The organism is Rhizobium terrae, from assembly GCF_003425685.1.
Taxonomy (GTDB): Bacteria; Pseudomonadota; Alphaproteobacteria; order Rhizobiales; family Rhizobiaceae; genus Neorhizobium; species Neorhizobium terrae.
On sequence record NZ_QJKM01000005.1, the window covers coordinates 390,117 to 413,888 of the forward strand.

24 protein-coding genes are annotated in these 23,772 nt (G+C 63.2%); 22 read left to right on the forward strand and 2 right to left on the reverse strand.

From position 1 onward, the window contains the following. Positions 1–186 precede the first annotated feature (186 nt). From DMO26_RS11950 to DMO26_RS12045, 20 genes are all read left to right on the forward strand, one after another. On the forward strand, positions 187–1,029 hold the full coding sequence (locus DMO26_RS11950) for an ABC transporter permease (RefSeq protein ID WP_117192332.1): 843 nt from the start codon (positions 187–189) through the stop codon (positions 1,027–1,029). Continuing rightward, entirely contained in the window at positions 1,026–1,808 is a 783-nt protein-coding gene (locus DMO26_RS11955; protein ID WP_117192262.1) for an ABC transporter permease, read from the forward strand. Before DMO26_RS11950 ends, DMO26_RS11955 begins: the two co-directional genes overlap by 4 nt. Continuing rightward, positions 1,801–2,826: an ABC transporter ATP-binding protein gene (locus DMO26_RS11960; RefSeq protein WP_117192263.1), complete on the forward strand. Its 1,026-nt coding sequence runs from the start codon at positions 1,801–1,803 to the stop codon at positions 2,824–2,826. Before DMO26_RS11955 ends, DMO26_RS11960 begins: the two co-directional genes overlap by 8 nt. A 3-nt stretch (positions 2,827–2,829) precedes the next feature. Then, positions 2,830–3,753, forward strand: a complete 924-nt coding sequence (locus DMO26_RS11965; RefSeq protein WP_117192264.1) for a nucleoside hydrolase — start codon at positions 2,830–2,832, stop codon at positions 3,751–3,753. Next, the gene (locus tag DMO26_RS11970) at positions 3,750–5,537 is read left to right on the forward strand and encodes an adenine deaminase (RefSeq protein ID WP_404947036.1); all 1,788 of its coding nucleotides are present in this window, start codon (positions 3,750–3,752) and stop codon (positions 5,535–5,537) included. The genes DMO26_RS11965 and DMO26_RS11970 overlap by 4 nt, the downstream gene beginning before the upstream one ends. 9 nt (positions 5,538–5,546) lie before the next feature. Further along, positions 5,547–6,224, forward strand: coding sequence for a phosphoribosyltransferase (locus tag DMO26_RS11975; RefSeq protein WP_117192265.1), 678 nt, complete (start codon positions 5,547–5,549; stop codon positions 6,222–6,224). A 106-nt stretch (positions 6,225–6,330) separates the two neighbouring features. Beyond that, complete coding sequence (locus DMO26_RS11980; RefSeq protein ID WP_117192334.1) at positions 6,331–7,380, forward strand: dipeptidase; 1,050 nt, start codon at positions 6,331–6,333, stop codon at positions 7,378–7,380. A 49-nt stretch (positions 7,381–7,429) separates the two neighbouring features. Next, the gene (locus DMO26_RS11985) at positions 7,430–9,037 is read left to right on the forward strand and encodes an ABC transporter substrate-binding protein (protein ID WP_117192266.1); all 1,608 of its coding nucleotides are present in this window, start codon (positions 7,430–7,432) and stop codon (positions 9,035–9,037) included. Between the two features lie 70 nt (positions 9,038–9,107). Then, on the forward strand, positions 9,108–10,115 hold the full coding sequence (locus DMO26_RS11990) for an ABC transporter permease (RefSeq protein ID WP_404947044.1): 1,008 nt from the start codon (positions 9,108–9,110) through the stop codon (positions 10,113–10,115). After that, complete coding sequence (locus tag DMO26_RS11995) at positions 10,112–11,044, forward strand: ABC transporter permease (RefSeq protein ID WP_117192268.1); 933 nt, start codon at positions 10,112–10,114, stop codon at positions 11,042–11,044. Before DMO26_RS11990 ends, DMO26_RS11995 begins: the two co-directional genes overlap by 4 nt. Beyond that, positions 11,041–11,886: an ABC transporter ATP-binding protein gene (locus DMO26_RS12000; protein ID WP_117192269.1), complete on the forward strand. Its 846-nt coding sequence runs from the start codon at positions 11,041–11,043 to the stop codon at positions 11,884–11,886. The genes DMO26_RS11995 and DMO26_RS12000 overlap by 4 nt, the downstream gene beginning before the upstream one ends. After that, positions 11,883–12,632, forward strand: a complete 750-nt coding sequence (locus DMO26_RS12005; RefSeq protein ID WP_117192270.1) for an ABC transporter ATP-binding protein — start codon at positions 11,883–11,885, stop codon at positions 12,630–12,632. Before DMO26_RS12000 ends, DMO26_RS12005 begins: the two co-directional genes overlap by 4 nt. An 81-nt stretch (positions 12,633–12,713) precedes the next feature. Beyond that, positions 12,714–13,643: a LysR family transcriptional regulator gene (locus DMO26_RS12010; protein WP_117192271.1), complete on the forward strand. Its 930-nt coding sequence runs from the start codon at positions 12,714–12,716 to the stop codon at positions 13,641–13,643. Positions 13,644–13,819: 176 nt separating this feature from the next. Then, entirely contained in the window at positions 13,820–15,316 is a 1,497-nt protein-coding gene (locus DMO26_RS12015) for an ABC transporter substrate-binding protein (protein WP_404947045.1), read from the forward strand. Positions 15,317–15,511: 195 nt separating this feature from the next. Continuing rightward, positions 15,512–16,462 carry an ABC transporter permease gene (locus DMO26_RS12020; RefSeq protein ID WP_117192273.1) on the forward strand — a complete coding sequence of 317 codons (951 nt, stop codon included), beginning with the start codon at positions 15,512–15,514 and terminating at the stop codon, positions 16,460–16,462. Beyond that, positions 16,459–17,277 (forward strand): ABC transporter permease, encoded by an 819-nt coding sequence (locus DMO26_RS12025; RefSeq protein ID WP_117192274.1) that lies wholly within the window; start codon positions 16,459–16,461, stop codon positions 17,275–17,277. Before DMO26_RS12020 ends, DMO26_RS12025 begins: the two co-directional genes overlap by 4 nt. Before the next feature lie 24 nt (positions 17,278–17,301). Beyond that, complete coding sequence (locus tag DMO26_RS12030; protein ID WP_117192275.1) at positions 17,302–18,696, forward strand: amidase; 1,395 nt, start codon at positions 17,302–17,304, stop codon at positions 18,694–18,696. A gap of 273 nt (positions 18,697–18,969) precedes the next feature. Then, positions 18,970–19,317, forward strand: coding sequence for a DUF883 family protein (locus DMO26_RS12035; protein ID WP_117192276.1), 348 nt, complete (start codon positions 18,970–18,972; stop codon positions 19,315–19,317). Positions 19,318–19,334: 17 nt separating this feature from the next. Beyond that, positions 19,335–19,787: a hypothetical protein gene (locus DMO26_RS12040; RefSeq protein WP_117192277.1), complete on the forward strand. Its 453-nt coding sequence runs from the start codon at positions 19,335–19,337 to the stop codon at positions 19,785–19,787. A 434-nt stretch (positions 19,788–20,221) separates the two neighbouring features. Beyond that, entirely contained in the window at positions 20,222–20,563 is a 342-nt protein-coding gene (locus DMO26_RS12045) for a response regulator (RefSeq protein ID WP_162894826.1), read from the forward strand. Between the two features lie 20 nt (positions 20,564–20,583). On the opposite strand, the gene DMO26_RS12050 is transcribed toward DMO26_RS12045, so the two are convergent. Together DMO26_RS12050 and DMO26_RS12055 are read right to left on the reverse strand one after the other, a co-directional pair. Then, positions 20,584–21,150 (reverse strand): RNA polymerase sigma factor, encoded by a 567-nt coding sequence (locus DMO26_RS12050; RefSeq protein ID WP_117192279.1) that lies wholly within the window; start codon positions 21,148–21,150, stop codon positions 20,584–20,586. After that, the gene (locus tag DMO26_RS12055; protein ID WP_117192335.1) at positions 21,147–21,329 is read right to left on the reverse strand and encodes a NepR family anti-sigma factor; all 183 of its coding nucleotides are present in this window, start codon (positions 21,327–21,329) and stop codon (positions 21,147–21,149) included. Before DMO26_RS12055 ends, DMO26_RS12050 begins: the two co-directional genes overlap by 4 nt. Positions 21,330–21,500: 171 nt before the next feature. Between DMO26_RS12055 and DMO26_RS12060 the strand changes: the two genes are divergently transcribed. Both DMO26_RS12060 and DMO26_RS12070 read left to right on the forward strand, forming a co-directional pair. After that, positions 21,501–22,295 carry a response regulator gene (locus DMO26_RS12060; RefSeq protein WP_117192280.1) on the forward strand — a complete coding sequence of 265 codons (795 nt, stop codon included), beginning with the start codon at positions 21,501–21,503 and terminating at the stop codon, positions 22,293–22,295. Positions 22,296–22,705: 410 nt separating this feature from the next. Next, positions 22,706–23,647 (forward strand): sensor histidine kinase, encoded by a 942-nt coding sequence (locus tag DMO26_RS12070; protein ID WP_226951270.1) that lies wholly within the window; start codon positions 22,706–22,708, stop codon positions 23,645–23,647. The last annotated feature ends 125 nt before the right edge of the window (positions 23,648–23,772 follow it).

The window sequence follows — 23,772 nt, forward strand, 5'->3', positions numbered from 1 at the left end:
GACGCTGCCCCTCACCCTCACCCTCTCCCCGCAAGCGGGGAGAGGGGATTGCCCCGATCAGGCGAAGTGGGTGCGGCATAACACCTTCTCCCCGTCCCGACGGGGAGAAGGTGCCGGCAGGCGGATGAGGGGCGGACATCCGCCACAACCCCGCCGGACAACCAACGACTTTGGAGAAAGACCACCATGTTCCAAAACAGGGCCGAAGCGCTGGCGCTTGCGCTGCCCGCCGCGATCTTCGCGGCGGCGGTCTTCCTCGTGCCGGTGGTGATCCTGCTGTCTGACGGTTTTCGTACATCCGGCGGCGGATGGACGATCTCCGCTTATACCGACTTCTTCTCCAATTCGCTGAACCAGGCGGTTTTCCTGCGCACGCTGAAGCTCGGGGCGCTGGTGACGATTGCTTCCGCAGTCATCGGTTATGCGGCTGCGTTCGCGATCGTCAATCTGGAGCCCGGCATGAAGGGCAAGATGACGGGGCTGGTCGTGCTGCCGCTGATGATCTCGCCGGTGGCGCGCACCTATGCCTGGATCGTCATCCTCGGCCGTACAGGGATCGTCAACGAGGCGTTTCAGGCGCTTGGCATCACCGAGGCGCCGCTGCGCATCCTGTTTTCGGAGACGGCGATCTTCATCGGCCTCCTGCAACTCTTCCTGCCGCTGATGATCATCTCGCTGATCTCGGCGCTCGAAAACATGCCGAAGGACGCGGTGCCGGCCGCACGCGTCCTCGGCGCCAACTGGTTCCAGGTGTTCTGGAAGGTGATCCTGCCGCTTACCAGGGAAGGTCTCGTGGTCGGCGGCACGCTGGTCTTCACCGGCTGCCTGACCGCCTATATCACGCCGGCCATCCTCGGCGGCTCCAAGGTGCTGATGCTGGAAACGCTGCTTTACCAGCAGGTCTCGGTCTCCAACAATTTCGTCTCGGCAAGCGTCATCGCCTTTATCCTGATCGTCATGAGCTTTGCCGCCAACATTCTCCTGAAGCGCGTCGCGACTGCGCGCAACAAGCGGAGGAAAGCGGCATGACAATTCGCAGCCTTTTTATTCCGCTCATTCTCTTCCTGGTGATCACCTTCCTGATCGGGCCTTTCCTGATCATCGTCGCCGCCTCGTTTTCGGCGGGCGAGACGTTGGCCTTCCCGCCGCAGGGCTTTTCGCTGCGCTGGATCGGCAAGGTCTTCACCGTCGAAAGCTTCCGCGCCTCCTTCGGCATGTCGCTGTTCCTGGCGGTCGGCGGCACGGCGGCGGCGCTGGTGCTCGGCATTCCGGCCTCCTACGCGCTCTCCCGCTACAAGCTGCCGGGGGCAGAAATCGTCCGCACCATCGTCTCCGCGCCGATCATCGTGCCGGGCATCATCGTCGGGTTGGCGCTGCTCCGCTATATCGTCGTGCCCTTCCAGGTCGGTATCACGCCGGCGCTGTTCCTCGCTCATACGGCGCTCGTCCTGCCCTATGCGGTGCGGGTCGTCTCCGCGAGCCTCGACAACCTGCGTTCCGATATCGAGGAGGCGGCGGTGCTGCTCGGTTCCTCGCGGCTCGGGGCCTTCTTCCGGGTGGTGATGCCGAACATCCGCGGCGGCATCCTGTCCGCCTTCATCCTCGGCTTCGTCACCAGTTTCAACCAGGTGCCGGTGTCGCTCTTCCTCTCCGGGCCGGGGGTCCGGACGCTTCCCGTCGATATGATCGCCTATATGGAGATCGTCTTCGATCCATCGGTCGCGGCACTCTCCTCGCTGCTCGCCTTCCTTTCCATCGGCATCGTCTTCCTTGCCGAACGTTTCCTGGGGTTCTCCCGCTATGTCTGATGCGTCCTATCTCTCACTTCGAAAACTGACGCTCGCCTATGGCGATTCCGTCGCCGTGCCGGATCTCGATCTCGACATCCGGCGCGGCGAACTGATCGCGCTGCTCGGCCCCTCCGGCTGCGGCAAGACGACGACGATGCGGGCGATCGCCGGCCTCCTGCCGGTCAAGTCCGGCCACGTGCGGCTCGACGGCGCCGACATCACCCGCGTGCCGGCCAACAAGCGCGCGGTCGGGCTGGTCTTCCAGTCCTATGCGCTTTTCCCGCATCTGTCGGTCTACGAGAATGTCGCCTTCGGCCTGAAGCTCAAGGGCATGCGCGGCGCGGAACTGGATGCGAAGGTGCAGTCCGGCCTGAAATCGGTCGGCCTCTCCAGTTTCGCCAACCGCAAGCCGGCGGAGCTTTCCGGCGGCCAGCAGCAGCGCGTGGCGCTCGCCCGTTCCATGGTGATGGAACCTAAGGTGCTGCTGCTCGACGAACCGCTTTCCAACCTCGATGCCCGACTGAGGCTCGAAATGCGCACCGAGCTGCAGCGGGTCCAGAAGGAGACGGGCGTGACGATGATCTTCGTCACCCACGACCAGGCGGAAGCTCTGGCGCTCGCCGACCGTATTGTGGTCATGAAGAGCGGTAAGATAGAGCAGATCGGCTCGCCGGAAGATATCTACAACCGGCCGCTTTCGTCCTTCGTCGCCGACTTCGTCGGTTTCGAGAACATCTTCCCGCTCGTCGAGGGGAAGCTCAAGACGAGCGGCGGCCTCGTCGACCTTTCCAGCCAGGCCCCTTCAGCGGCGGGCCTGGCCTGGCGGCCGCGTATGGTGACCCTGGGAACAGGTCCCTTCAGGGGCACCGTGCGCGGCACATCCTTTGCCGGCGACAGCCGCGAATATCTTCTCGACACATCCATGGGGCCGATCAAGGCCGAGGTGGAGGCGAGCCTTCCCGCGCATGCGATGGGCAGCGACGTTTCCTTCAACCTGCCGGCCGAAAAGGCCGCGCCGCTTTCAAGGTTTGCCTGAGTCATGGGCATCTGGATCGATACGGACATGGGGTTCGACGACATCGCGGCGATCATGGTTGCGGCGCATGCGGGCCTTTCCATCGACGGCGTCTCGCTCTCCTTCGGCAATGCGCCGCTGGATCACGTCCGGCGAAACGCGGCGGGCGCCGCAGCGGCGTTTGTCTGGCCGTTTCCAATCCATGCGGGGCGTGCCATGCCGGTGCTCGGGCAGTTGCAGACGGCGACCGACGTGCTCGGCGATACCGGCATTCCGACGGTCGGGCAGACACTTCCCGAAGCGAACGATATGTTCCATGCCTATGCCTTCGAGGCGCTTTGCGCCTGGCTGGAAAAAAGCGAAGGCGAGCGGCGCATCATGGCGCTCGGACCGCTGACCAACATTGCGGCGGTGGCGCTGGCGCGGCCCGATCTCGCGGCGAAGATCACCAACCTCACCTGGATGGGCGGCGGGGTGACGACCGGCAATCACACGGCCTCGGCCGAGTTCAACGCCTTTGCCGATCCGGAAGCGCTGGCGATCGTGCTGGCCCACAAGATCCCGTTCCGGATGGTCGATCTCGATCTCTGCCGCAAGGTTCTCTGCGGGCCGGAAGACGTGGCGCCGGTGCGCGAGGCGGGCGGCCGCAACGCGGAACTCGTCGCCGATCTTCTGGACGGTTTCGTTGCGATCGCCACCAGCCGCGGCCGGCCGGCCATGGCGCTCTACGATGCGGTGGCGGCGGTGGCCTTCGCCTATCCGGATCATGTGACCTGGCGCGAGGCGCGCCTCGACGTCGAGCTTTCCGGGGCGCTGACGCGCGGCCGGACGGTGATCGAGGTGCGGCCCGGACGGGCGGAGTTCAATGCGGCCTATGGCGTCGAGATCGATGTCGACAAAGCGAAGGCAGTCATTCTGGAAACGTTGCGGGCGGAGGCGAGCTGGTGAAGAACATCATTGCAACGGTGCAGGAGTTTACCGAACCGGTCTTTCGCGACCGCGTTGTGATAGCCGCACGTGGCGACGGGCCTTTCGACATCCTGATCACCGGCGGCACGCTGGTCGACATGGTGACGGGCGAGCTGCGACCGGCCGATATCGGTCTCGTCGGACCGGTCATCGCCAGCGTCCACGCGGCGGGCTCCCGTTCGGATGCCGCCGAGATCATCGATGCGACCGGCACCTTCGTTTCGCCCGGCCTGATCGACACCCACATGCATATCGAAAGCTCGATGGTGACGCCGGCGACCTATGCGGGCGCCGTGCTGCCGCGCGGCGTCACCACCGTGGTCTGGGATCCGCACGAATTCGGCAATGTGCATGGGACGGAAGGCGTCGCCTGGGCGCTGGAAGCGGCAAAGCCGCTGCCGCTGCGCGCCGTCGTGCTCGCTCCGTCCTGCGTGCCGTCGGCGCCTGGCCTCGAAGTGGCCGGCGCCGATTTCGATGCCGCCACGATCGAGGAAATGCTGTTCTGGCCGAAGATCGCCGGGTTGGCCGAAGTCATGAACATGCGCGGCGTGATCGACCGCGATCCGCGCATGAGCGGCATCGTACAGGCCGCCCTCGTGTCGGAGAAGCTCGTCTGCGGCCATGCCCGCAGTCTCGCAGGCCCGGATCTTGCGGCTTTCATGGCGGCGGGCGTCACCTCCGACCACGAGCTGGTTTCCGGCGACGACCTGATGGCGAAGCTCCGTGCCGGCCTGACGATCGAGCTGCGCGGCTCGCACGATCACCTGCTGCCGGAATTCGTCGAGGCGCTCAATACGCTCGGCCATCTGCCGCAGACGGTGACGCTCTGCACCGACGACGTCTTCCCGGACGATCTCGTCGACGGCGGCGGTCTCGACGACGTGGTTCGGCGGCTGGTGCGCTACGGGCTCAAAGCCGAATGGGCGCTGCAGGCGGCGACCCTCAACGCATCGGTGCGGATCGGCCGCGCCGATCTCGGCCTGATCGCCGCCGGCCGCCGGGCGGATATCGTTCTCTTCGAGGATCTCAAGAGTTTCCGCGCCCGCCAGGTGATCGTCAGCGGCACGCCGATTGCCCGCGAGGGTGTGATGACGGTGCCCCTTCACCCGACAGATTCCTGGCTGCTGCAGAATTCCGTCAAGCTCGCGCCGGTCGCGGCGGAGAGTTTCAAACTGCCCGCAACCGGCAAAAAGGTTCGCCTCGCGACCATCGATCGCCCGCGTTTCACGCGCTGGGGGCAGACGGATGCGGATGTCGCCGACGGTTATGTGGTACCCCCGGAAGGCACGACGCTGATCGCCGTGACCCACCGCCACGGCCGCGCCGACAGCCGCACCCGTCTTGGGTTCCTGACCGGCTGGGGCAAATGGAAGGGTGCTTTCGCGACCACGCTTGCCCATGACAGCCACAACCTCACCGTCTTCGGTTCCGATCCCGCCGATATGGCCGCCGCCGCCAATGCGGTGATCGAGGCCGGCGGCGGCATGGCGGTGGCGACCGGCGGCAAGGTCGAGGTGCTTCTGCCGCTGCGGCTTTCCGGCCTCGTATCCGATGCACCGATGGAAGAGGTCGCCGAAGGTTTCCGGAAGATCCGCGCGGCGATGGACCGCGTCGTCGACTGGCAGCCGCCATATCTGGTCTTCAAGGCCTGTTTCGGCGCGACGCTCGCCTGCAATCCCGGTCCTCACCAGACCGATCGCGGCATTGCCGATGTCGCCAAAGGCACGGTATCGGAGTCTCCGATTCTCGATATTCTCGAATAGGGCGAAGCGATGCAGCCGCATGATTTCTGGCAGGAGGTCCACCCGCCCGGCACGTTCGACCCGGCCGGGCCGTTTTCCGGCTTCTATCCGGCGGCTCTTGACGATGGCAGCCAAATCCGCCTGCCGATCCGGCCGCTGGCCGATGGCGAACACGCGCTTGCCTCGCTCATCATCAACCAGGCGAGTTTCGACGTGCAGGATGCGCTGGCCGCCGATCTGGCGCCGAAGCTGGCGGCGCACCGGCCGGAAGTGATCGTGGGCCTGCCGACGCTCGGGCTGACGCTTGCGGCAGCCGTCGCGCGATCGCTCGGCTTCAGCCGTTACGTGCCGCTCGGGACGTCCAGGAAATTCTGGTACGACGAGACGCTTTCCGTGCCGCTTTCCTCGATCACCACACCGGAACAGCAGAAGCGGCTTTATGTCGATCCGCGCATGCTGCCGCTTATCCGCGGCAAACGCGTCGCGCTGGTGGACGACGTGATCTCCAGCGGTACCTCGATCGTTTCCGGCCTTTCGCTGATGGCTTCGCTCGGCATAGAACCGGTGGTGATCGGCGCCGCCATGCTGCAGTCGGAACGCTGGCACGGCAAGCTCGACGCCTTCGGGCCGCAATGGTGGCCGCGCGTGGTCGGCGCTTTCCGGACGCCGATGCTGAAGACGGCAGGCGAGGGTATCTGGACCGCCTGAAGGGGGCTGCCTGAGGCAATTTGAGCCTTGCGAAAGGCGGTCGGCTGACTAGGATCGCACCACCACTCACCTCGGGAACTTTCAAAAAAAATCGGGAATGGATTTCATGGAACTGGTGTTCGACGGCCATAACGACGTGCTCCTAAGGCTCTGGCGGAACATGAAGGCGGGCGGCGATCCGATCGCCGAGTTCATGAACGGCACCACGAGCGGTCATATCGACGGCCCGCGCGCCAGGCAGGGCGGTCTCGCCGGCGGTCTCTGCGCCATCTACATTCCCTCCGGCGATCTCGTGCTCAAGGAACCCGATGCGGACGGCCATTACGTGACGCCGATGTCGGCGCCCCTCGATCATCTGCCGTCGCTGACGGTCGCGCTCGAAAAGGCCTCGATCGCCCTTCGTCTCGACCGGGCCGGCGGCTGGAGGCTCTGCCGCTCGACGGCCGACATCCGCAAGGCCATGGGAGACGGCATCTTCGCCGCCGTCATGCATATGGAAGGCTGCGAGGCGATCGATCCCGATCTCGACAATCTCGAAGTCTTTTATGCCGCAGGTTTGCGCTCGCTCGGTCCCGTCTGGAGCCGCCACAACATCTTTGGTCACGGGGTGCCTTTCGCCTATCCCATGTCGCCGGATACCGGTGCCGGTCTCACCGATCTCGGCTTCGAACTCGTCAGGGCCTGCAACAGGCTCGGCATCCTGATCGACCTTGCGCATATCACCGAGAAAGGCTTCTGGGATGTGGCGAAGACCACCGATCAGCCGCTGATCGCCAGCCATTCGAACGCGCATGCGCTGACGCCGGTCGCCCGCAACCTCACCGACCGCCAGCTCGACGCGGTCAAGGAAAGCGGCGGCCTCGTCGGCCTGAACTACGCCGTGACGATGCTGCGCCCGGACGGCCGCGACAATGTCTCGACGCCGCTTTCCGACATGGTGCGCCATGTCGACCACATGGTGAACCGCATGGGCATCGACCACGTGGCGCTTGGCTCGGATTTCGACGGTGCCTCGATTCCCGAAGAGATTCATGACGCTGCGGGAAATCAAAATCTGGTTGCGGCACTCAGGAACGCGGGCTACGGTAGCGGAGAACTAATAAAGCTTTGCCGGGAAAACTGGCTCAGAGTTTTGGGGAAGGCCTGGCACGAATGAGGGTCGGCTTTCCTCAAAGGTCCAAAGAACCAAAGGGGAAAACCAGACCATGCTCCATTCATTCAAGGGACGAATCCGTCTGCTGACCACGGGCGCCGCACTGGCAGTCATGCTCGCCGTCGCGCCGCAGGCGTTCGCCATCACGCCGAAGGATACGCTCGTCATCGGGCTTGCCTTCGACGACATCATCACGCTCGATCCGGGCCAGGCCTTCGAATTTTCGGCCGGCGAAATCGGCGGCAACAGCTATGACCGTCTCGTCCGGCTCGACATCGCCGACACCTCGAAAGTGAAGCCGGATCTTGCGGAAAGCTGGACGGTATCCGACGACGGCCTCACCTATACGTTCAAGCTGAAATCCGGCCTGAAATTCGCCTCCGGCAACCCGATTACCGCCGAAGACGTCGCCTATTCCTTCGAGCGCTCCGTCAAGATCGACGGCCCGCCGGCCTTCATCCTCAACCAGTTCGGACTGAAGAAGGACAATATCACGAGCAAGGCCGTCGCCAAGGACGCCAATACCTTCGTGCTGACCGTCGACCAGCCCTATGCGCCGTCCTTCGTGCTGAACTGCCTGACCGCGACCGTCGCGGCGGTAGTCGACAAGAAGCTCGTCTCGCAGCATGTCACCAACGACGATTACGGCAACGCCTGGCTGAAGACCAATTTCGCCGGTTCCGGCCCCTACAAGGTGCGCGAATGGCGTGCCAACGAAGTAATCGTGCTGGAACGCAACGACAATTACTGGGGCGAGAAGCCGAAGCTCAACCGCGTCATCTATCGCCACATGAAGGAGAGCGCCGCGCAACGCCTCGCCCTCGACAACAACGACATCGACGTGGCCCGCAACCTCGAGCCCAACGATATCGACGCTGTCGCCAAGAAGGGCACGACGATCACCAGCCAGCCGAAAGGCTCGGTCTTCTATTTCAGCCTCAACCAAAAGAACCCGAACCTGAAGAAGCCGGAAGTCGTCGAGGCGATGAAATACCTCGTCGATTACGACGCGATCGGTGCGACGCTGATCAAGGGCGTCGGCGAAATCCACCAGACCTTCCTGCCGAAGGGCATCCTCGGCTCGATCGACGACAAGCCCTATAAGCTCGACGTCGCCAAGGCCAAGGAACTGCTCGCCAAGGCCGGCCTGAAGGATGGGTTCTCGGTGACGATGGATGTGCGCAACACGCAGCCGACCACGGGTATCGCGGAGTCGATCCAGCAGACTTTCGGTCAGGCCGGAATCAAGATGGAGATCATCCCGGGTGACGGCAAGCAGACGCTGACCAAGTATCGCGCCCGTACGCACGACATCTATATCGGCCTGTGGGGCGTCGACTACTGGGACCCGAACTCCAACGCGGAAACCTTCACCTCGAACCCGAACAATGCCGACGACGGTACCACGAAGACGCTCGCCTGGCGCAATGCCTGGGATATTCCGGAGCTGACCAAGGAGACTAAGACCGGCTTCCTGGAGCGGGATTCGGCCAAACGCGCGGCGATCTACGCGAACCTGCAGAAGAAGGTTCTGCAGAGCGGGCCGTTCGTTCTCGTCTACCAGCAGACGGAAGTGGCCGGCGTCGGCAAGGGCGTGAAGGATTTCAAGCTCGGCCCGACCTTCGACACGAACTACGTGTTCAACGTCTCCAAGGACTAAGGTCGGTTCGTTGACCCTTTCTGAAACAAGCGTGGCGACACGGCGCAATCGGCGCCGTGCTTCGTCTGCCATGGCCTCCGTCCTGCGTTTTGCGGTGACGGTGGTCACGACCATTTTCGGGCTGTTGCTCGTCACGTTCTTCATCGGCCGGGTCGTGCCTATCGACCCCGTGCTGGCGATCGTCGGCGACCGGGCGCCCGCCCATCTCTACGAGCGGACCCGCATCGAACTCGGCCTCAACCTGCCGCTCTACCAGCAGTTCTGGATCTACACGAAACAGGCGCTTTCCGGCGATCTGGGCACCTCGGTGCTGACCAGCAATCCGGTGCTGGAAGATATCAAGCGGGTCTTCCCGGCGACCATGGAGCTTGCGACGATCGGTACGCTGATCGGGGCGATCCTCGGCATTCCGCTAGGTGTTCTCGCGGCCGTCAGGCGCGGCAGTCTCGCCGACCAGATCGTCCGCGTCATCGGCCTGATCGGTTATTCGGTGCCGATCTTCTGGCTCGGGCTCCTGGCGCTTGTGCTCTTCTACGCGCAGCTGCGATGGGCCGCCTTTCCCGGTCGCGTCGATGTCGTCTACGAGTACAGTTTCACGCCGCAGACCGGCTTCTATCTCCTCGATGCCGCCATGCAGGGCCAATGGGAGGTGGTGTGGGATCTCTTCCGTCACATCGCGCTGCCCGGCGCGCTGCTCGGTTACTTCTCGCTCGCCTATATAAGCCGCATGACCCGCTCCTTCATGCTGAACGAGCTTTCCCAGGAATATGTGGTCGCGGCGCGGGCGAAAGGCCTCTCGGAACCCCGGATCATCTGGTTCCACGCGCTGCGCAACGCCGCCGTGCCGCTGGTGACCGTCATCGCACTTTCCTATGCAAACCTTCTGGAAGGCTCGGTTCTGACCGAGACCATCTTCTCCTGGCCGGGGCTCGGCCTCTACATCACCAACTCGCTGCAGAATGCCGACATGAATGCGGTTCTCGGCGGCACGCTGGTGATCGGGGCCGTCTTCGTCGGCATCAACATCTTCTCCGATCTTCTCTATCGGACACTCGACCCGAGGACGCGCAGCCGATGAGCAACGCGGAAGCAACATTGAAACCCTACAGCCGGGCCTGGCTGCTCTCCGACCGGCCGGCCTCGCGCAGGCAAGCCCGGCTCGGCCGTGCCTATATCGTCTGGCGCCGTTTTGCCGAAAACCGGCTGGCGCTGGTGGGGCTCGCTATCCTGATCCTGCTTCTCCTGGTCGCCGCCTTCGCGGATGTGCTGGCACCGCATGATCCGGTGGTGGGGGATCTGCGCAATGCCCGCCTGCTGCCGATGGGCTCGGAAGGTTATCTGCTCGGCACCGACGACCAGGGCCGCGACATCCTCTCGCGGCTGATCTACGGTTCGCGGTTGACCCTGCTGGTCGTGGTGCTGGTGGCGATCATCGCAGCACCCATAGGCCTCGTGGTCGGCACGGCTTCCGGTTATGCGGGCGGCTGGCTGGATGCGGTTCTGATGCGCGTCACCGACATCTTCCTGGCCTTCCCGAAGCTGGTGCTGGCGCTGGCGCTGGTCGCCGCCCTCGGACCCGGCATCGAAAACGCGATCCTGGCGATCGCCGTCACCTCCTGGCCGCCCTATGCACGCATCGCCCGGGCCGAGACGCTGACCTTCCGCAATTCGGAATTCATCGCCGCGGTAAAGCTGATGGGTGCCTCGCCATTCAGGATCGTGCTGCGCCACGTCATGCCGCTTTGCGTGTCCTCGTTGATCGTGCGCGTCACGCTCGACATGGCCGGCATCATCCTCACCGCCGCAGGCCTCGGCTTTCTCGGCCTCGGCGCGCAGCCGCCACTGCCCGAATGGGGGGCGATGATCGCATCGGGCCGCCGTTTCATCCTCGATCAGTGGTGGGTGGCCGCGATGCCCGGATTTGCGATCCTCGTCGTCAGCCTCGGCTTCAACCTGCTCGGCGACGGCCTGCGGGATGCGCTGGATCCGAAGGAGGCCGGCCAATGAGGACTTCTGGGGCACCTCTTCTGACCGTCGAAGACCTTCGCGTCACCTTTCCGACCCGCACAGGCGAGGTGCAAGCGGTGCGCGGCGTCTCCTTTTCGCTCGGCAAGGAGCGGCTCGGCATCGTCGGCGAGAGCGGTTCCGGCAAGTCGCAGACCGGCCGTGCCATCATGGGCCTGACCCCGTCGCATGCGAAGATCACTGCACGAAAACTGGCCTTCGGCGGCCATGACCTGCTGACCATGCGGAAGGCCGAGCGCCGCGGCCTGCGCGGCAGACAGGTTGCGATGATCCTGCAGGACCCGAAATACTCGCTGAACCCGGTGATGACCATCGGCCGGCAGATCGTCGAGACGCTGAAGACCCATGAGAAGGTCTCAACCTCCGAGGCGAAGCAACGCGCGCTCGCCATGCTGGAGGCGGTGCAGATCCGCGATCCGCAGCGCGTTTTCGATCTCTATCCGCATGAAGTCTCCGGCGGCATGGGCCAGCGGGCGATGATCGCCATGATGCTGGTCTGCGGCCCGGACCTGCTGATCGCCGACGAGCCGACCTCGGCGCTCGACGTCACCGTGCAGCTCGAAGTGCTCGGCATTCTCGACAAGCTGGTCTCCGAGCGGGGCATGGGGCTGATCTTCATCTCCCACGATCTCAGGCTCGTCTCGTCCTTCTGCGACCGCGTTCTCGTCATGTATGCGGGCCGGATCGTCGAGGAACTGCCGTCTGCGGATCTTGCGAATGCGCAACATCCATACACGCGCGGGCTCTTGAACTGTCTGCCGACCATCGGCTCCGACCGGCATCCGCTGCCCGTGCTCGACCGCAAACCGGAGTGGGCGCTATGACCTCGGCACTTTCCATCCGCGACATGGTCGTCACCTATGACGAGTTCAAGGCGTTGAACCGTGTCAATCTTGATGTCGGCCAGGGCGAATCCTTCGGTATCGTCGGCGAATCCGGCTCGGGCAAATCGACCTTGCTGCGCGCGGTGGCGGGGCTTGCGTCGTTCGAGGAGGGGACACTGACCGTCAACGGCCGCGCCTATTCCGGCCGCAGCCGAGACAAGCAGTTCTACCGCACCGTCCAGATGGTGTTTCAGGACCCCTATGGCTCGCTGCACCCGCGCCAGACCGTCGACCGGCTGCTGCTCGAACCGCTGGTGATCCATGGGTTCACGGATGTCGAGCCGCGCATCACCCGGGCGCTGGACGAGGTGGGATTGGGCGCCGGTTTCCGCTTCCGCTATTCGCACCAGCTTTCCGGCGGTCAGCGGCAGCGTATCGCCATTGCCCGGGCGCTGATCCTGGAGCCGAAAATTCTGCTGCTCGACGAGCCCACGTCGGCGCTCGACGCCTCGATCCAGGCGGAAATCCTGAACCTGCTCGAACAGGCGCGGCGTGACCGCAACCTCACCTTTGTCATGGTCAGCCACGATCTCGGCGTCATCAGCCACATGTGCGAACGGCTGGCTGTGATGAAGGGCGGCGAGGTGGTCGAGACGGTGCCGGCAAAAGCTCTGGAAAAGCGCGAGTTTTCCGCCGATTATACGCGTCAGCTGCTCGTCGCCAGCGAAGGTTTTCGCCGCGGCTGAGCTTTTTGTTGATTTTCTGCGCAATTTCCGACGGAAACCGCTACACATTTTCCCGGAGTTGGCTCAACGCAGTGGGATGGCATGCAGCTTCGCGCGCTTATGTATTTCGATGAACTGGTGCGCACGAATTCCATGCGGGCGGCGGCGGAAAACCTCAATGTCGCCGCCACTGCCGTGTCCCGGCAGATCGAGAACCTCGAACATTATTTCGGCACGCCGCTCGTCGAGCGCAGCAATCGCGGCATCAAGCTGACGGCGGCGGGAGAGCTGCTGGCCGCCCGCGCCGGCAAGACGCTGCGCGAACTCGAACACGTCCACCAGCTGATCGACGACCTGCAGGGGCTGCAGCGGGGCAGAGTAGTGATCTACGCCAACGGCGCGACGGTTGCGAACCTGCTGGCGCCCGTCCTGGCGGAATTCAGCCTGCGGTATCCCAAGCTCCGCTTCGAGGTGGCGATTACCAGCGCCCGTGAGGCGGTGGAGGCGCTGGCGGCGGCTGAGGCCGATCTCGTCGTGACGCTGTTTGCACCAAAAATTTCCGGCGTCAAGGTGCGGGTACGCTCCGAACTCACCTATGACGTCATCATGGCGGCCGACCATGCCGCCGCAGGCGCGAAGGAATTTACTCTGCGCGATCTCGTGCAGATGCCGCTTGCCCTGCCGGACAAGAGTTTCAGCGCCCGGCAGGCCTTCGAGGACGTGTTTTCCAAAGACGGGCTGACGCTCGACCCCGTCTTCGTCACCGGTTCGCTGGAAATGCTGAAGGAACTGGTGCTGCGCCGCGCCACCGTGACGCTGCTTCCGGCGCTTGCGGTGCAGCGGGAGATCGAGGCTGGGCAGCTCGCCGCCGTGCCTGTCGTTTCCGGCAGGGCGGTTCGCACGCCGATCGACCTTTGCGTCGCTCCCGACCGCCAGCTTTCCTTCGCCGCCGGCAAGCTGGTCGATTTCATCGAGGGTTTCATGCGCGGCGCCGACACGCGAAAATCCACGCGGCGGAAAGCTGCCGGATAAATCCGTTCGTGTAGCGTTTTCGGCTACACAGAGCACACAAAATTCTGCATTGTGTGTGCACCTGCGAAATGACACACTTTTGGCAATCGACGATCCCGCAGGTGCCGATCAGGCTGGGTCGTATTCCAAAAAAGGGGATTTTGATGGGCAGGATGAGATTCTGGGGTTCGGCGACCATGCTGAAGGGGGCCACTTTCGGCCTTGCGATGGCAGCCGGTGTTCTTCTCGCGCAATCCGGCGCCGAGGCCGCGCCGAAAACGGCGGTAACGGTCGGCATGGCCGTCGAGCCGAGCGGGCTCGACCCGACGATCGCGGCACCCGTGGCGATCGGGCAGGTGACCTGGCAGAACATTTTCGAAGGCCTGACCACCATCGACCGCGCCGGCAAGGTGCAGCCGCAGCTGGCCGAAAGCTGGCAGATCTCGCCGGACGGCAAGACCTATACGTTCAAGCTGCGCCAGGGCGTCAAATTCCATAACGGCGTCGCCTTCGACAGTTCGGTGGCGAAATTCTCGATCGATCGCGCCCGCGGGGCCGACAGCGTCAATCCGCAGAAGCGCTATTTCGCTTCGATCGATACCATCGAGACGCCGGACGCGGCGACGCTGGTGCTGAAGCTGAAGCAGCCCGCTGGCAGCCTACTCTACTGGCTCGGCTGGCCGTCCTCCGTCATCGTCGAGCCGAAATCGGCGGCCGACAACAAGACGACGCCGGTCGGCACCGGTCCGTTCAAATTCGTCGCCTGGGCCAAGGGGTCCAAAGTGGATCTCGCCAAAAATGCCGACTATTGGAACAAGTCGGTTTCGGTGAAGCTCGACACGGCCGCTTTCCGCTTTATCGGCGACCCGCAGGCGCAGGCCGCGGCGCTGAAGGCCGGTGATGTCGATGCCTTCCCGGAATTCGGGGCGCCGGAACTGATCAAGTCCTTCGAGGGCGACAAGAAGCTTGCGACCGTCATCGGCAACACCGAGCTCAAGGTCGTTGCCGGCATGAACAACACGCGCAAGCCGTTCTCCGACAGACGAGTGCGGCAGGCGCTGATGATGGCGGTGGACCGTGCGACCGTCGTCGAGGGGGCATGGTCGGGCTACGGCACGCCGATCGGCAGTCACTACACGCCGAACGATCGCGGTTACAAGGACCTGACCGGCGTCTACCCCTTCGATGCGGCGAAGGCCAAGGCTCTGCTTACGGAAGCCGGTTATCCGAACGGCTTCACCTTCACCATGAAGGCGCCGCAGATGGCCTATGCGCAGCGCTCCTCGCAGATCCTGCAGGCGATGTTTGCCGAAATCGGCGTGACGATGAAGATCGAGACGACCGAATTTCCGGCCAAGTGGGTGGCGGACGTCTTGAAGGCGGCCGATTACGACATGACCATCGTCGCGCACGCCGAGCCGATGGACATCGACATCTACGCGCGCGATCCCTACTATTTCAACTACAAGAACCCGGCCTTCAACGACATCCTGGCCAAGGTCGAGGCGACGTCGGATGCCGCCGAACAAGAAAAGCTCTACGGCGAAGCCCAGACCATTCTGGCCCACGACGTGCCGTCGCTGTTTCTGTTCGTGATGCCGAAGCTTGGCGTGTGGGATGCGAAGGTGAAGGGGCTTTGGGAGAACGAGCCTATTCCGTCGAACGTCCTGACGGATGTTTCCTGGGCCGAGTGACGATTTGATGGGGCAGGGCGGCGCGGCACACCAGTCTCTCCCCTTGCCGGAGAGATGCCTGGCAACGCAGAGGGGGGTGGTTCCACATATTCCATGGGCCATTGTTCCATGGGTCATTGAGTTCGCTGCCCCATCCCTCTCTGTCAGCTCCGCTTACATCTCCCCCGCAAGGGGGGAGAAGGGAGTTCCGGGGTTATGATCTCCATCCTCATCCGCCGTATTCTCTCCCTCATCGTTACGCTTCTCATTGTCTCCCTATTGATCTTCGTCATCATGGACCTGCTGCCCGGCGATCCGGCGGCGATCATGCTCGGGACCTCGGCGAGCCCGGAGACGCTGGCGGCGCTGCGCAGCCAGCTCGGGCTCGATCAGCCGCTGCCGGTCAGATATCTCGCGTGGCTCGCGGGTGTGTTCCGGGGCGATCTCGGGCAGTCCTATACCTATGGGGTGCCGGTCGCGGGGCTGATCGCCGAACGGTTGGCGGTGACGCTGCCGCTGGCGCTGATGGCGATCGTGCTGTCGGTTTTGATCGCCATTCCGCTCGGCGTGCAGGCGGCGCGAAAGCACAATGGCGTCTTCGATTTCGTCGCGGGCTTCTTCTCCTATGTCAGCATCGCCGTGCCGGCCTTCTGGGTCGGGCTGCTGCTGATCATCGCCTTTTCCTCCATGCTCGGCTGGATGCCGGCGGGCGGTTTTCCGGGGTGGAATGCCGGACTTTTCGCCGGCTTGCAGGCATTGCTGATGCCGGCAGTGGCGCTGGCCCTGCCGCAGGCGGGCGTACTCACCCGCGTTGCCCGCACGGCCTTACTGGAAGTGATGAACGAGGATTTCGTCCGCACCGCGCGCGCCAAGGGCTTGAGCGATGGCGTCGCCATCTGGCGGCATGCGGTGCCGAACGCGGCTCTCCCGGTCGTCACCATGCTCGGCCTGCAGTTTACCTTCCTGATCGCCGGCGCGGTGCTGGTGGAAAACGTCTTCAATCTGCCGGGGCTCGGCCGGCTTGCCTATCAGGCGCTGTCCCAGCGCGACATCATCGTCATGCAGGATGTGGTATTGTTCTTCTCGGGCTTGGTCATCGTCATGAACTTCCTGGTCGATCTTGCCTATCTGGCGATCGATCCGCGTCTGAGGGCCAATGCCCAATGACGAAAGTGTTGCGTCGCCCCGTCTTTTTCATCGGCCTCGTCGTCACGCTGGCGCTATTTGCCGTGGCGCTGCTTTCACTCGTCTGGACGCCGCTGCCGCCAAGCAGGATGAACATCGTCCACAAGCTCAAGGCGCCGTTCGATTTCGGTTTGCTCGGCACCGACCAGTTTGGCCGGGACGTCGCCTCGATGCTGATGGTCGGGGCCTGGAACTCACTTTCGACCTCGATCCTTGCCGTAGCGCTGGGTGCTTCCGTCGGCACGGCGGTCGGCGTCACCGTCGCGATGCGGCGCGGCTGGGTGGAACTCGTGGTCATGCGCGGCTGCGACATCGTCTTCGCGATTCCACCGATCCTGTCGGCGATGATGCTCGGCGCCTTCATCGGGTCCGGCCGCTTCACCGCGATCATCGCGATCGGCACGTTCATGGTGCCGGTTTTCGCGCGGCTGACGCTTGGGGCGGCGCTGCAGATCTGGACCCGCGACTATGTGATGGCGGCGATCGGCATGGGCCGGTCGAAGGCGAAGATCACGCTGGCGCACGTGCTGCCGAACATATCCAACCAGATCATCGTGCAGGTGACGATCCAGCTGGGGCTCGCGATCCTCACCGAAGCCGGCCTTTCCTTCCTCGGCCTCGGCATGCCGCCGCCGAACCCGACCTGGGGGCGGATGCTGGCGGATGCCCAGACCTTCCTCGGCCAAGCGCCCTGGCTGGCACTGATGCCGGGCATGGCAATCGCGCTCGCGGTGCTCGGCCTCAACATGCTCGGCGACGGGTTGCGCGATTTACTTGATCCGCGTGATGATTCCTGACTTTTTGAACACGAAGACATTCCCATGAACGATCTCCTGAAGCTGACGATTCGCGAAATTCTGTTTCTCTACGCAGCGAAGAAACTCTCGCCCTCGGAATACTGGCTGGCGGTCGAGGAGCGGATTGCCGCCTTCGAGCCGCATGTCAGGGCGCTTTACCTCTACGATCCCGAGGGTGCGCGGGCGCAGGCCGCGGCTTCCACCGAGCGGTGGATGAAGGGCGCGACGCTCGGCACGCTGGACGGCATACCCGTAACGTTGAAGGAGCTGATCGCCACCAAGGGCGACCCGGTGCCGCTCGGGACAGCCGCCGTCGAACTCCTGCCGGCCGCGGAGGACGCCCCGATCGCAGCCCGCTTGCGGGAGGACGGCGCGGTCATCTTTGCGAAAACGACCTGTCCGGACTACGGCATGTTGTCCTCTGGCCTGTCGAGCTTCCATCATCTCAGCCGCAATCCATGGGACCTGACGCAGAACCCCGGCGGTTCCAGCGCCGGGGCTTCGGCTGCCGGTGCGGCGAGTTTCGGACCCTTGCACATCGGCACGGATATCGGCGGCTCGGTGCGCCTGCCGGCCGGCTGGACGGGGCTGTTCGGCTTCAAGCCGAGCCATGGCCGCATCCCCGTCGATCCCTATTACGTCGGACGCTGCGCCGGACCGATGACCCGCACTGTCGAGGACACCGCGATCTCGATGGCGACGCTGTCGCGGCCGGACTGGCGCGACGGCACCTCGCTGCCGCCCAACGATTTCAACTGGCTGGATTTCGATATCGACGTGAAGGGCATGAAGATCGGCCTGATGCTGGACGCGGGGATCGGACTGCCCGTCGACGACGAGGTCCGCGACGCCGTCGTGGCGGCTGCGAAGCGTTTCGAGGCGGCGGGGGCGGAGATCATTCCGGTCGGCCCGGTGCTCAACCGCGTCATGCTGGACGGGCTCGACAATTTCTGGCGGTCGCGCTTCTGGGGCGACATCGAGAAGATGCCGGAGGAGCGCCGTGCCCTGATCCTGCCCTATATCTACCAGTGGGCCGAAGGGGGTACCTATATTTCCGGGGTCGAGGCCGTGCGTGGCTTCAACCAGACGATCGAGATGCGCAAGGCCTGCGGCAGGCTTTTCTCGACCGTCGATGCGGTCATTTCGCCGACCAACCCGATCGTCTCCTATCCGGCGGAATGGGCTTCGCCCACCAACGACCCGGCGAAGCCGTTCGAGCATATCGGCTTTACCGTGCCGTGGAACATGTCGGAACAGCCGGCCTCGTCGATCAATTGCGGCTTCTCGCGCTCCGGCATGCCGATCGGGCTGCAGATCGTCGGCCCGCGCTTCGGCGATCTTCTCGTGCTGAAGCTTTCCCGCGGCTTCGAAGAATGGACCGGCGGCATTGCCATCTGGCCGGAGCCGCCCGTCGCCTGACATCAAGGCTCTTGGGCGCATTCCGAAGCATTTTTTTGAGCCCTGCGGCGATCGAGCCGGGAACCATCACGCTTTTGCCGCGTTCACCGGCCGCAGCTTGAAAGAGGCGCGCTCGTCACGCGCCGAGCGGGGAGGTTCCGGATGGGGGCGTTCTGTTGCTGGGTGTCCTGATCCCGGCAATCAGCCCTCTCCCTATCTTCCGCGCCATTTGATTTTTCGCAAGGTGGGCACACCGCGGTGCGCCCAGGATTTATCCGAGCAAAGGAGATAGACATGCCCGCTACCACTACCGGCCCGCAGACCGAATTCACCCGCAACCGTAATGGCGTCACTCCGCCGAACGACATCGAAACCCAGCTGCAGCAGCTTCGCGAAGATATCGCCAATCTCGCCAGGACGGTCGCCGCGGTCGGCAACGAGAAGGCAGGCGAAGTGAAGGGCAGGGCCCGCCGGGCCGCCAGCGAGGCCGCCGACGCGTCCATGCATATGGTGGAAGCGGCGCGCGAGCAGGCCGTTTCGCTGGAACGGGACCTGGAACGCCAGATCCGCACGAACCCTATCCAGGCCGTCGCCATCGCCGCCGGCGTCGGTTTCCTGTTCGCGCTGATGACGCGTCGCTGATAACGGGACCTTTTGTGATGATGACGGGATTGGGACCGCTTCTGGCCTCGCTCGCCGCGATGGACATCGCGGCGTTCATAAGCAAGCTGAAAAGGAACGCGATCCTCTATGCCATCGCGCTCGTTTTCCTGCTGACGGCCTATGCCCTGGCGGTTGCGGCCCTCGCCGTCTATCTCGGCCAGATCTGGGGCCTGCCGGTCGCCCTTCTTGCGGTCGCCGGGGGCGCTCTGGTGCTGGGTCTGGTGATAATCCTCTGGGCGGCTTTGGCCAACCACGCCGAAGAGCGCCGCAAGCGGGAAGCCGCGGCGTCCAACAGCAGCAAGGCTCTCATGCTGACCGCGGCGCTCTCCGCACTGCCCCTGGTGATCAAATCGCGGCCGCTGCTCATGGCCTCGGTCGCTGCCGGTCTTGGTTTCCTCGTCATGAAGAACATGGGTTCGGCCAGCCGTTACAACGACCCGGCCGAGTAACCGGCCTCGGGGCCCGAATGCATGGTCGTCTGCCTTCCGCAGGCGCCGCGATCCCGCGACACGATGCAGCCCCTGCACGGTCCAGCCTTTCGCAGCCGCGGCCAAGCCGGCAGATTAACTCCTGATCGACAAGTTTCCTCAGCGTCTTGGTCGTATGGCCGAGCGTATCGGCGACGTGCTGCTGGTTCAAAGACAGAGTGAGGGATTGTCCGGCCGCGCATCCGCCGCCGCACGAATCCGCCTGTCCGGAACGCGAGAAGACAGGCCGAGCTTCGCCTGTCGATGCTGAGCAGGTGCCCGTCCGAATGGATCCCTCCCATGCCGCCAGCCGATGATTGTCGCAGGTAGGCGCGACGGATGTCATTTTTAAATGACCAGGGATTCTTTCGGTGATCTAGCCGGATTGCATTGTTGAAAATCACGGGCTGGGTTTGTTGCGCATTCTTATCGTTGATCAGGAGTTTCTTGTCGCCATGGAGGTGGAGCGGGTCCTCGCCGAGGCATTTGCATGTGAGATCCAGATCGCCACGCCGCGGAACTATCCGGTGGAACTGGAACGTCGGGAATTCGACGTGGTGGTGATCGATTCAACACTCATCGATGGCAAAGGGGAGGCGGCCCGGCGGTTGCGCGCCGCCGGCGCCGGCCTTGTCTTCACCACGCTCGGCGAGGAGGACATGGCCGGCATGGACGGATGGGCAGGTGTTCCGGTCGTCGCCAAGCCATTTAACGACCACCATCTGGTCGAGGCGGTCAGGAATGCCGCCCGGATCTGAGCGGCATTCGAGGAACGCGATCAGCTTCCGAATGCTCTCGCGGTGATCGCCGCATTGTCCGCATCCGGTCCGTAGTCGCCCTCGCCGGTGACGCCGAGAAGCTCCTGAAGGCGAGTGCGGGCGCGGCTGACGCGGCTTTTGATCGTGCCGACGGCGCAGCCGCAGATCGCGGCCGCTTCCTCGTAGGCGAAACCGGCGGCACCGACGAGGACGATCGCCTCGCGCTGGTCGTCCGGCAGCTTATCGAGCGCCTTGCGGAAATCCTGCAGGTCGAGCCGGCCATATTGTTCCGGATGCACCGAAAACCGCTCGCTGAACAGACCGTCGCTGTCCTGCACCTCGCGGCCGCGCTTGCGCATCTGGCTGTAGAATTCGTTGCGCAGGATGGTAAACAGCCAGGCCCGCATGTTGGTTCCGGCGGTGAAGCTCGACTGGTTGGCCCAGGCCTTCATGATCGTGTCCTGCACCAAATCGTCGGCCTTGTCATGCCGCCCTGTCAGGGAGACTGCGAAGGCGCGCAGGTTGGGCAGGGATGCAAGGAGGTCGCGCTTGAAGCCGCGATCGTCGATCTCTTCCTCCTTACTCATTTTACATTCACCGGTTTGGCGTTCTTTTCAGCCTGTTCGAGGCGTTCGAGAAGCTCCAGAAAGCGATCTGGAATTCCCTCTTCCTGCACGGCGTCGTAAAACTCGCGCAGTTTTCGGGAAATGGACGCGTTCGGCTGCACCGCTCCTGGCCTGACTTCGTGGGTTTGAATTGTCGTCATCTCATCTTTTTTTCTATTGTCGTCGTCACTCATCACGCGGGCAGCCTGTTGCGATATCGTCGGGCAGAAAAATTCGCGGCGGCAAAAAAAGTTCCCTCCTTGCGGAACTTTTTTTGCGAGTCCACGTTGATAACTGGTCAATTGCCCACCGGGCATCAGGGGAGATCTTGTATGTCACTCACCACACGCGTTGCGTCTCACCTTCCATATCTGCGTCGGTATGCGCGCGCCGTCACCGGTTCACAGACTTCGGGAGACGCGTATGTTGCGGCGGTCCTGGAGGCTCTGATTGCAGATGTTTCCATATTTCCGGAAACGTCCAAGGACCGTGTTTCGCTTTATAAACTCTTTGTCGCGATTTTTGGTTCCACCAACATCGAGATCAGGCCGATCGAATCGCCTTTCGCCTGGGAGCAGCGTGCCGCTGCCAACCTGGCGACACTGCCTTCGCAGGCACGGCATGCATTCCTCCTGATTTCGGTCGAAGGTTTCTCCCTCGAAGAAACTGCAGAAGTCCTCGACGTCGGCATCGCCGAGGTGAACCGCTTGCTCGATGAAGCAACCCGCGAAATCTCAAGGCAGGTCGCCACCGACATCATGATCATCGAAGACGAACCTTTGATCGCTCTCGATATCGAGCAGATGGTGCAGGATCTCGGCCATCGCGTCACCGGCATCGCCCGCACCCATAAGGAAGCGGTATCGCTCTTCAACTCCTCCCACCCGAAGATGGTGCTCGCCGATATCCAGCTCGCCGACGGCAGCTCCGGCATCGACGCAGTCAATGAAATCCTGAAATCCTCCAGCGTGCCGGTGATCTTCATCACGGCCTTCCCGGAACGGCTCCTGACGGGTGAACGACCAGAGCCGGCCTTCTTGGTGACCAAGCCGTTCAATCCGGACATGGTAAAGGCGCTGATCAGCCAGGCGCTGTTCTTCAACGAGGCCGTGAAGGCCGCAGCTTGACGACCAAGGATAAGGTGCGGGCCGGCGAAGCAGGACAGGAACAAATGGCTGCAGGCAGCGTTTTGGCGCATCCGAGTGGAGAAAAGCCATGTTGTACTGTGCTCTTGTCTTCCTGCTTGCGGTAGCCGGCGCTTCTGCCCTCCGTTTGGGCAGTATTGCCGGCGTACCGGCTGGTATAGGCGCAATCCTGCTCTTTCCATTCCTTATCGTGCTGCCGATATCTCTCGTCGTCGGGTTGTTCCGGCGCGCGTGACGTCTTATAAACGGCCAATGCTCATGAATATCCCCGGGAGTTCACTTCGAGGACACCCGGTTTTCCCCGGAAGCACGCAGACGGAGTGAGGAAATTGGTGCATCCCCTGACATGGCAGCAAGCTGGTCAGAGTGATGACAAGTTACGCGAATTTTTCATGCCCGCGCTGGTGGATCTCGGTGCCAGCGTCATCATCCAGGATGCACGCGGCAATTATCTTTTCGTCACCAACCTGCCCGAACTCTGGGCCATCGAACATGTGGCAACCCCGAGCGACCTCACCCTCTTCGGCGAGGAGGTCGCCTCCAAGCTCTCGACCCTGAAGCAGGCCATGACCGAACCCGGCAACAAGGGGCATATCGAAATCATCATCGGTACCGAGCAGGTCTACGAGTTTCGGGTGCAGGCCGTGGAATTCGCTAGAGGCGGTGTGCATCTGGTGACTACGATCGTCGACCGCTCCGAGGAGCGGCATCGCGAGCGACTTCTGCGGGCGCTTCTGCGAGAGGTCAGCCACCGTTCGAAGAACCTGCTCGCCATCATCCAGAGCATCGCGCTGCAGACGGCCCGCTATTCCGGCTCGCTGGAGCTTTTCCTGCACAAGTTCCGGGGACGGCTCTATTCGCTGTCGCAGAGCCAGGACCTGATTACCGATTCCAGCTGGCGTGGCGCCTATTTCTTCGAACTGGTACAGCAGCAGACAGAAAAATACCTGCCGGAAAACAAGCATCTCGTGCGGGTACATGGCGACAACCTGCTCTTGACGCCCAATGCGTCTCTGCATCTCGGCCTGGCGCTGCACGAGCTGATCGTCAACGCCGTCAGCCATGGCTCACTGCTTCGGAGCGGCCGGATCATCAACGTCACCTGCACCCGCATGCCGGTGAACGGCCACGACACGCTCGAAATGATCTGGGACGAAATCCTCGATCCCAACGCCAGACCGGACCAGCAGGACGAGGCGCTAAAGGCACATTTTGGCAGCACCGTACTCGAAAGGGTCGTGCCGGCCTCGGTCAACGGCAAAGCCAATTATACCATCTCGAACGAGAGGATCAGCTATCGGCTGGTGTTTCCGCTGGAGACAGGAGGAGATTAGGGAGGGGTGTTAGTCGGTAGTGAGTAGTGGCTTGTAGGTTAAAGCGCGTCGGGATCTTTCAGATTCGCTTGCCACGCTTTAGATTCTTGTTTTTCCGCATGTCGGTGTCGCAAATTGATGGACAC

What these genes read in the sequence shown, in the direction of transcription:
- DMO26_RS12020 (WP_117192273.1), top strand. Translation starts at nt 15,512, where the DNA reads ATGATCTCCATCCTCATCCGCCGTATTCTCTCCCTCATCGTTACGCTT.
- DMO26_RS12050 (WP_117192279.1), bottom strand. Translation starts at nt 21,150, where the DNA reads ATGAGTAAGGAGGAAGAGATCGACGATCGCGGCTTCAAGCGCGACCTC.
- DMO26_RS12030 (WP_117192275.1), top strand. Translation starts at nt 17,302, where the DNA reads ATGAACGATCTCCTGAAGCTGACGATTCGCGAAATTCTGTTTCTCTAC.
- DMO26_RS11985 (WP_117192266.1), top strand. Translation starts at nt 7,430, where the DNA reads ATGCTCCATTCATTCAAGGGACGAATCCGTCTGCTGACCACGGGCGCC.
- DMO26_RS12015 (WP_404947045.1), top strand. Translation starts at nt 13,820, where the DNA reads ATGCTGAAGGGGGCCACTTTCGGCCTTGCGATGGCAGCCGGTGTTCTT.
- DMO26_RS12005 (WP_117192270.1), top strand. Translation starts at nt 11,883, where the DNA reads ATGACCTCGGCACTTTCCATCCGCGACATGGTCGTCACCTATGACGAG.
- DMO26_RS11960 (WP_117192263.1), top strand. Translation starts at nt 1,801, where the DNA reads ATGTCTGATGCGTCCTATCTCTCACTTCGAAAACTGACGCTCGCCTAT.
- DMO26_RS11975 (WP_117192265.1), top strand. Translation starts at nt 5,547, where the DNA reads ATGCAGCCGCATGATTTCTGGCAGGAGGTCCACCCGCCCGGCACGTTC.
- DMO26_RS11980 (WP_117192334.1), top strand. Translation starts at nt 6,331, where the DNA reads ATGGAACTGGTGTTCGACGGCCATAACGACGTGCTCCTAAGGCTCTGG.
- DMO26_RS11990 (WP_404947044.1), top strand. Translation starts at nt 9,108, where the DNA reads ATGGCCTCCGTCCTGCGTTTTGCGGTGACGGTGGTCACGACCATTTTC.
- DMO26_RS12010 (WP_117192271.1), top strand. Translation starts at nt 12,714, where the DNA reads ATGCAGCTTCGCGCGCTTATGTATTTCGATGAACTGGTGCGCACGAAT.
- DMO26_RS11955 (WP_117192262.1), top strand. Translation starts at nt 1,026, where the DNA reads ATGACAATTCGCAGCCTTTTTATTCCGCTCATTCTCTTCCTGGTGATC.
- DMO26_RS12070 (WP_226951270.1), top strand. Translation starts at nt 22,706, where the DNA reads ATGCCCGCGCTGGTGGATCTCGGTGCCAGCGTCATCATCCAGGATGCA.
- DMO26_RS12025 (WP_117192274.1), top strand. Translation starts at nt 16,459, where the DNA reads ATGACGAAAGTGTTGCGTCGCCCCGTCTTTTTCATCGGCCTCGTCGTC.
- DMO26_RS12035 (WP_117192276.1), top strand. Translation starts at nt 18,970, where the DNA reads ATGCCCGCTACCACTACCGGCCCGCAGACCGAATTCACCCGCAACCGT.
- DMO26_RS11965 (WP_117192264.1), top strand. Translation starts at nt 2,830, where the DNA reads ATGGGCATCTGGATCGATACGGACATGGGGTTCGACGACATCGCGGCG.
- DMO26_RS12040 (WP_117192277.1), top strand. Translation starts at nt 19,335, where the DNA reads ATGATGACGGGATTGGGACCGCTTCTGGCCTCGCTCGCCGCGATGGAC.
- DMO26_RS11995 (WP_117192268.1), top strand. Translation starts at nt 10,112, where the DNA reads ATGAGCAACGCGGAAGCAACATTGAAACCCTACAGCCGGGCCTGGCTG.
- DMO26_RS12055 (WP_117192335.1), bottom strand. Translation starts at nt 21,329, where the DNA reads ATGACGACAATTCAAACCCACGAAGTCAGGCCAGGAGCGGTGCAGCCG.
- DMO26_RS11950 (WP_117192332.1), top strand. Translation starts at nt 187, where the DNA reads ATGTTCCAAAACAGGGCCGAAGCGCTGGCGCTTGCGCTGCCCGCCGCG.
- DMO26_RS12060 (WP_117192280.1), top strand. Translation starts at nt 21,501, where the DNA reads ATGTCACTCACCACACGCGTTGCGTCTCACCTTCCATATCTGCGTCGG.
- DMO26_RS12000 (WP_117192269.1), top strand. Translation starts at nt 11,041, where the DNA reads ATGAGGACTTCTGGGGCACCTCTTCTGACCGTCGAAGACCTTCGCGTC.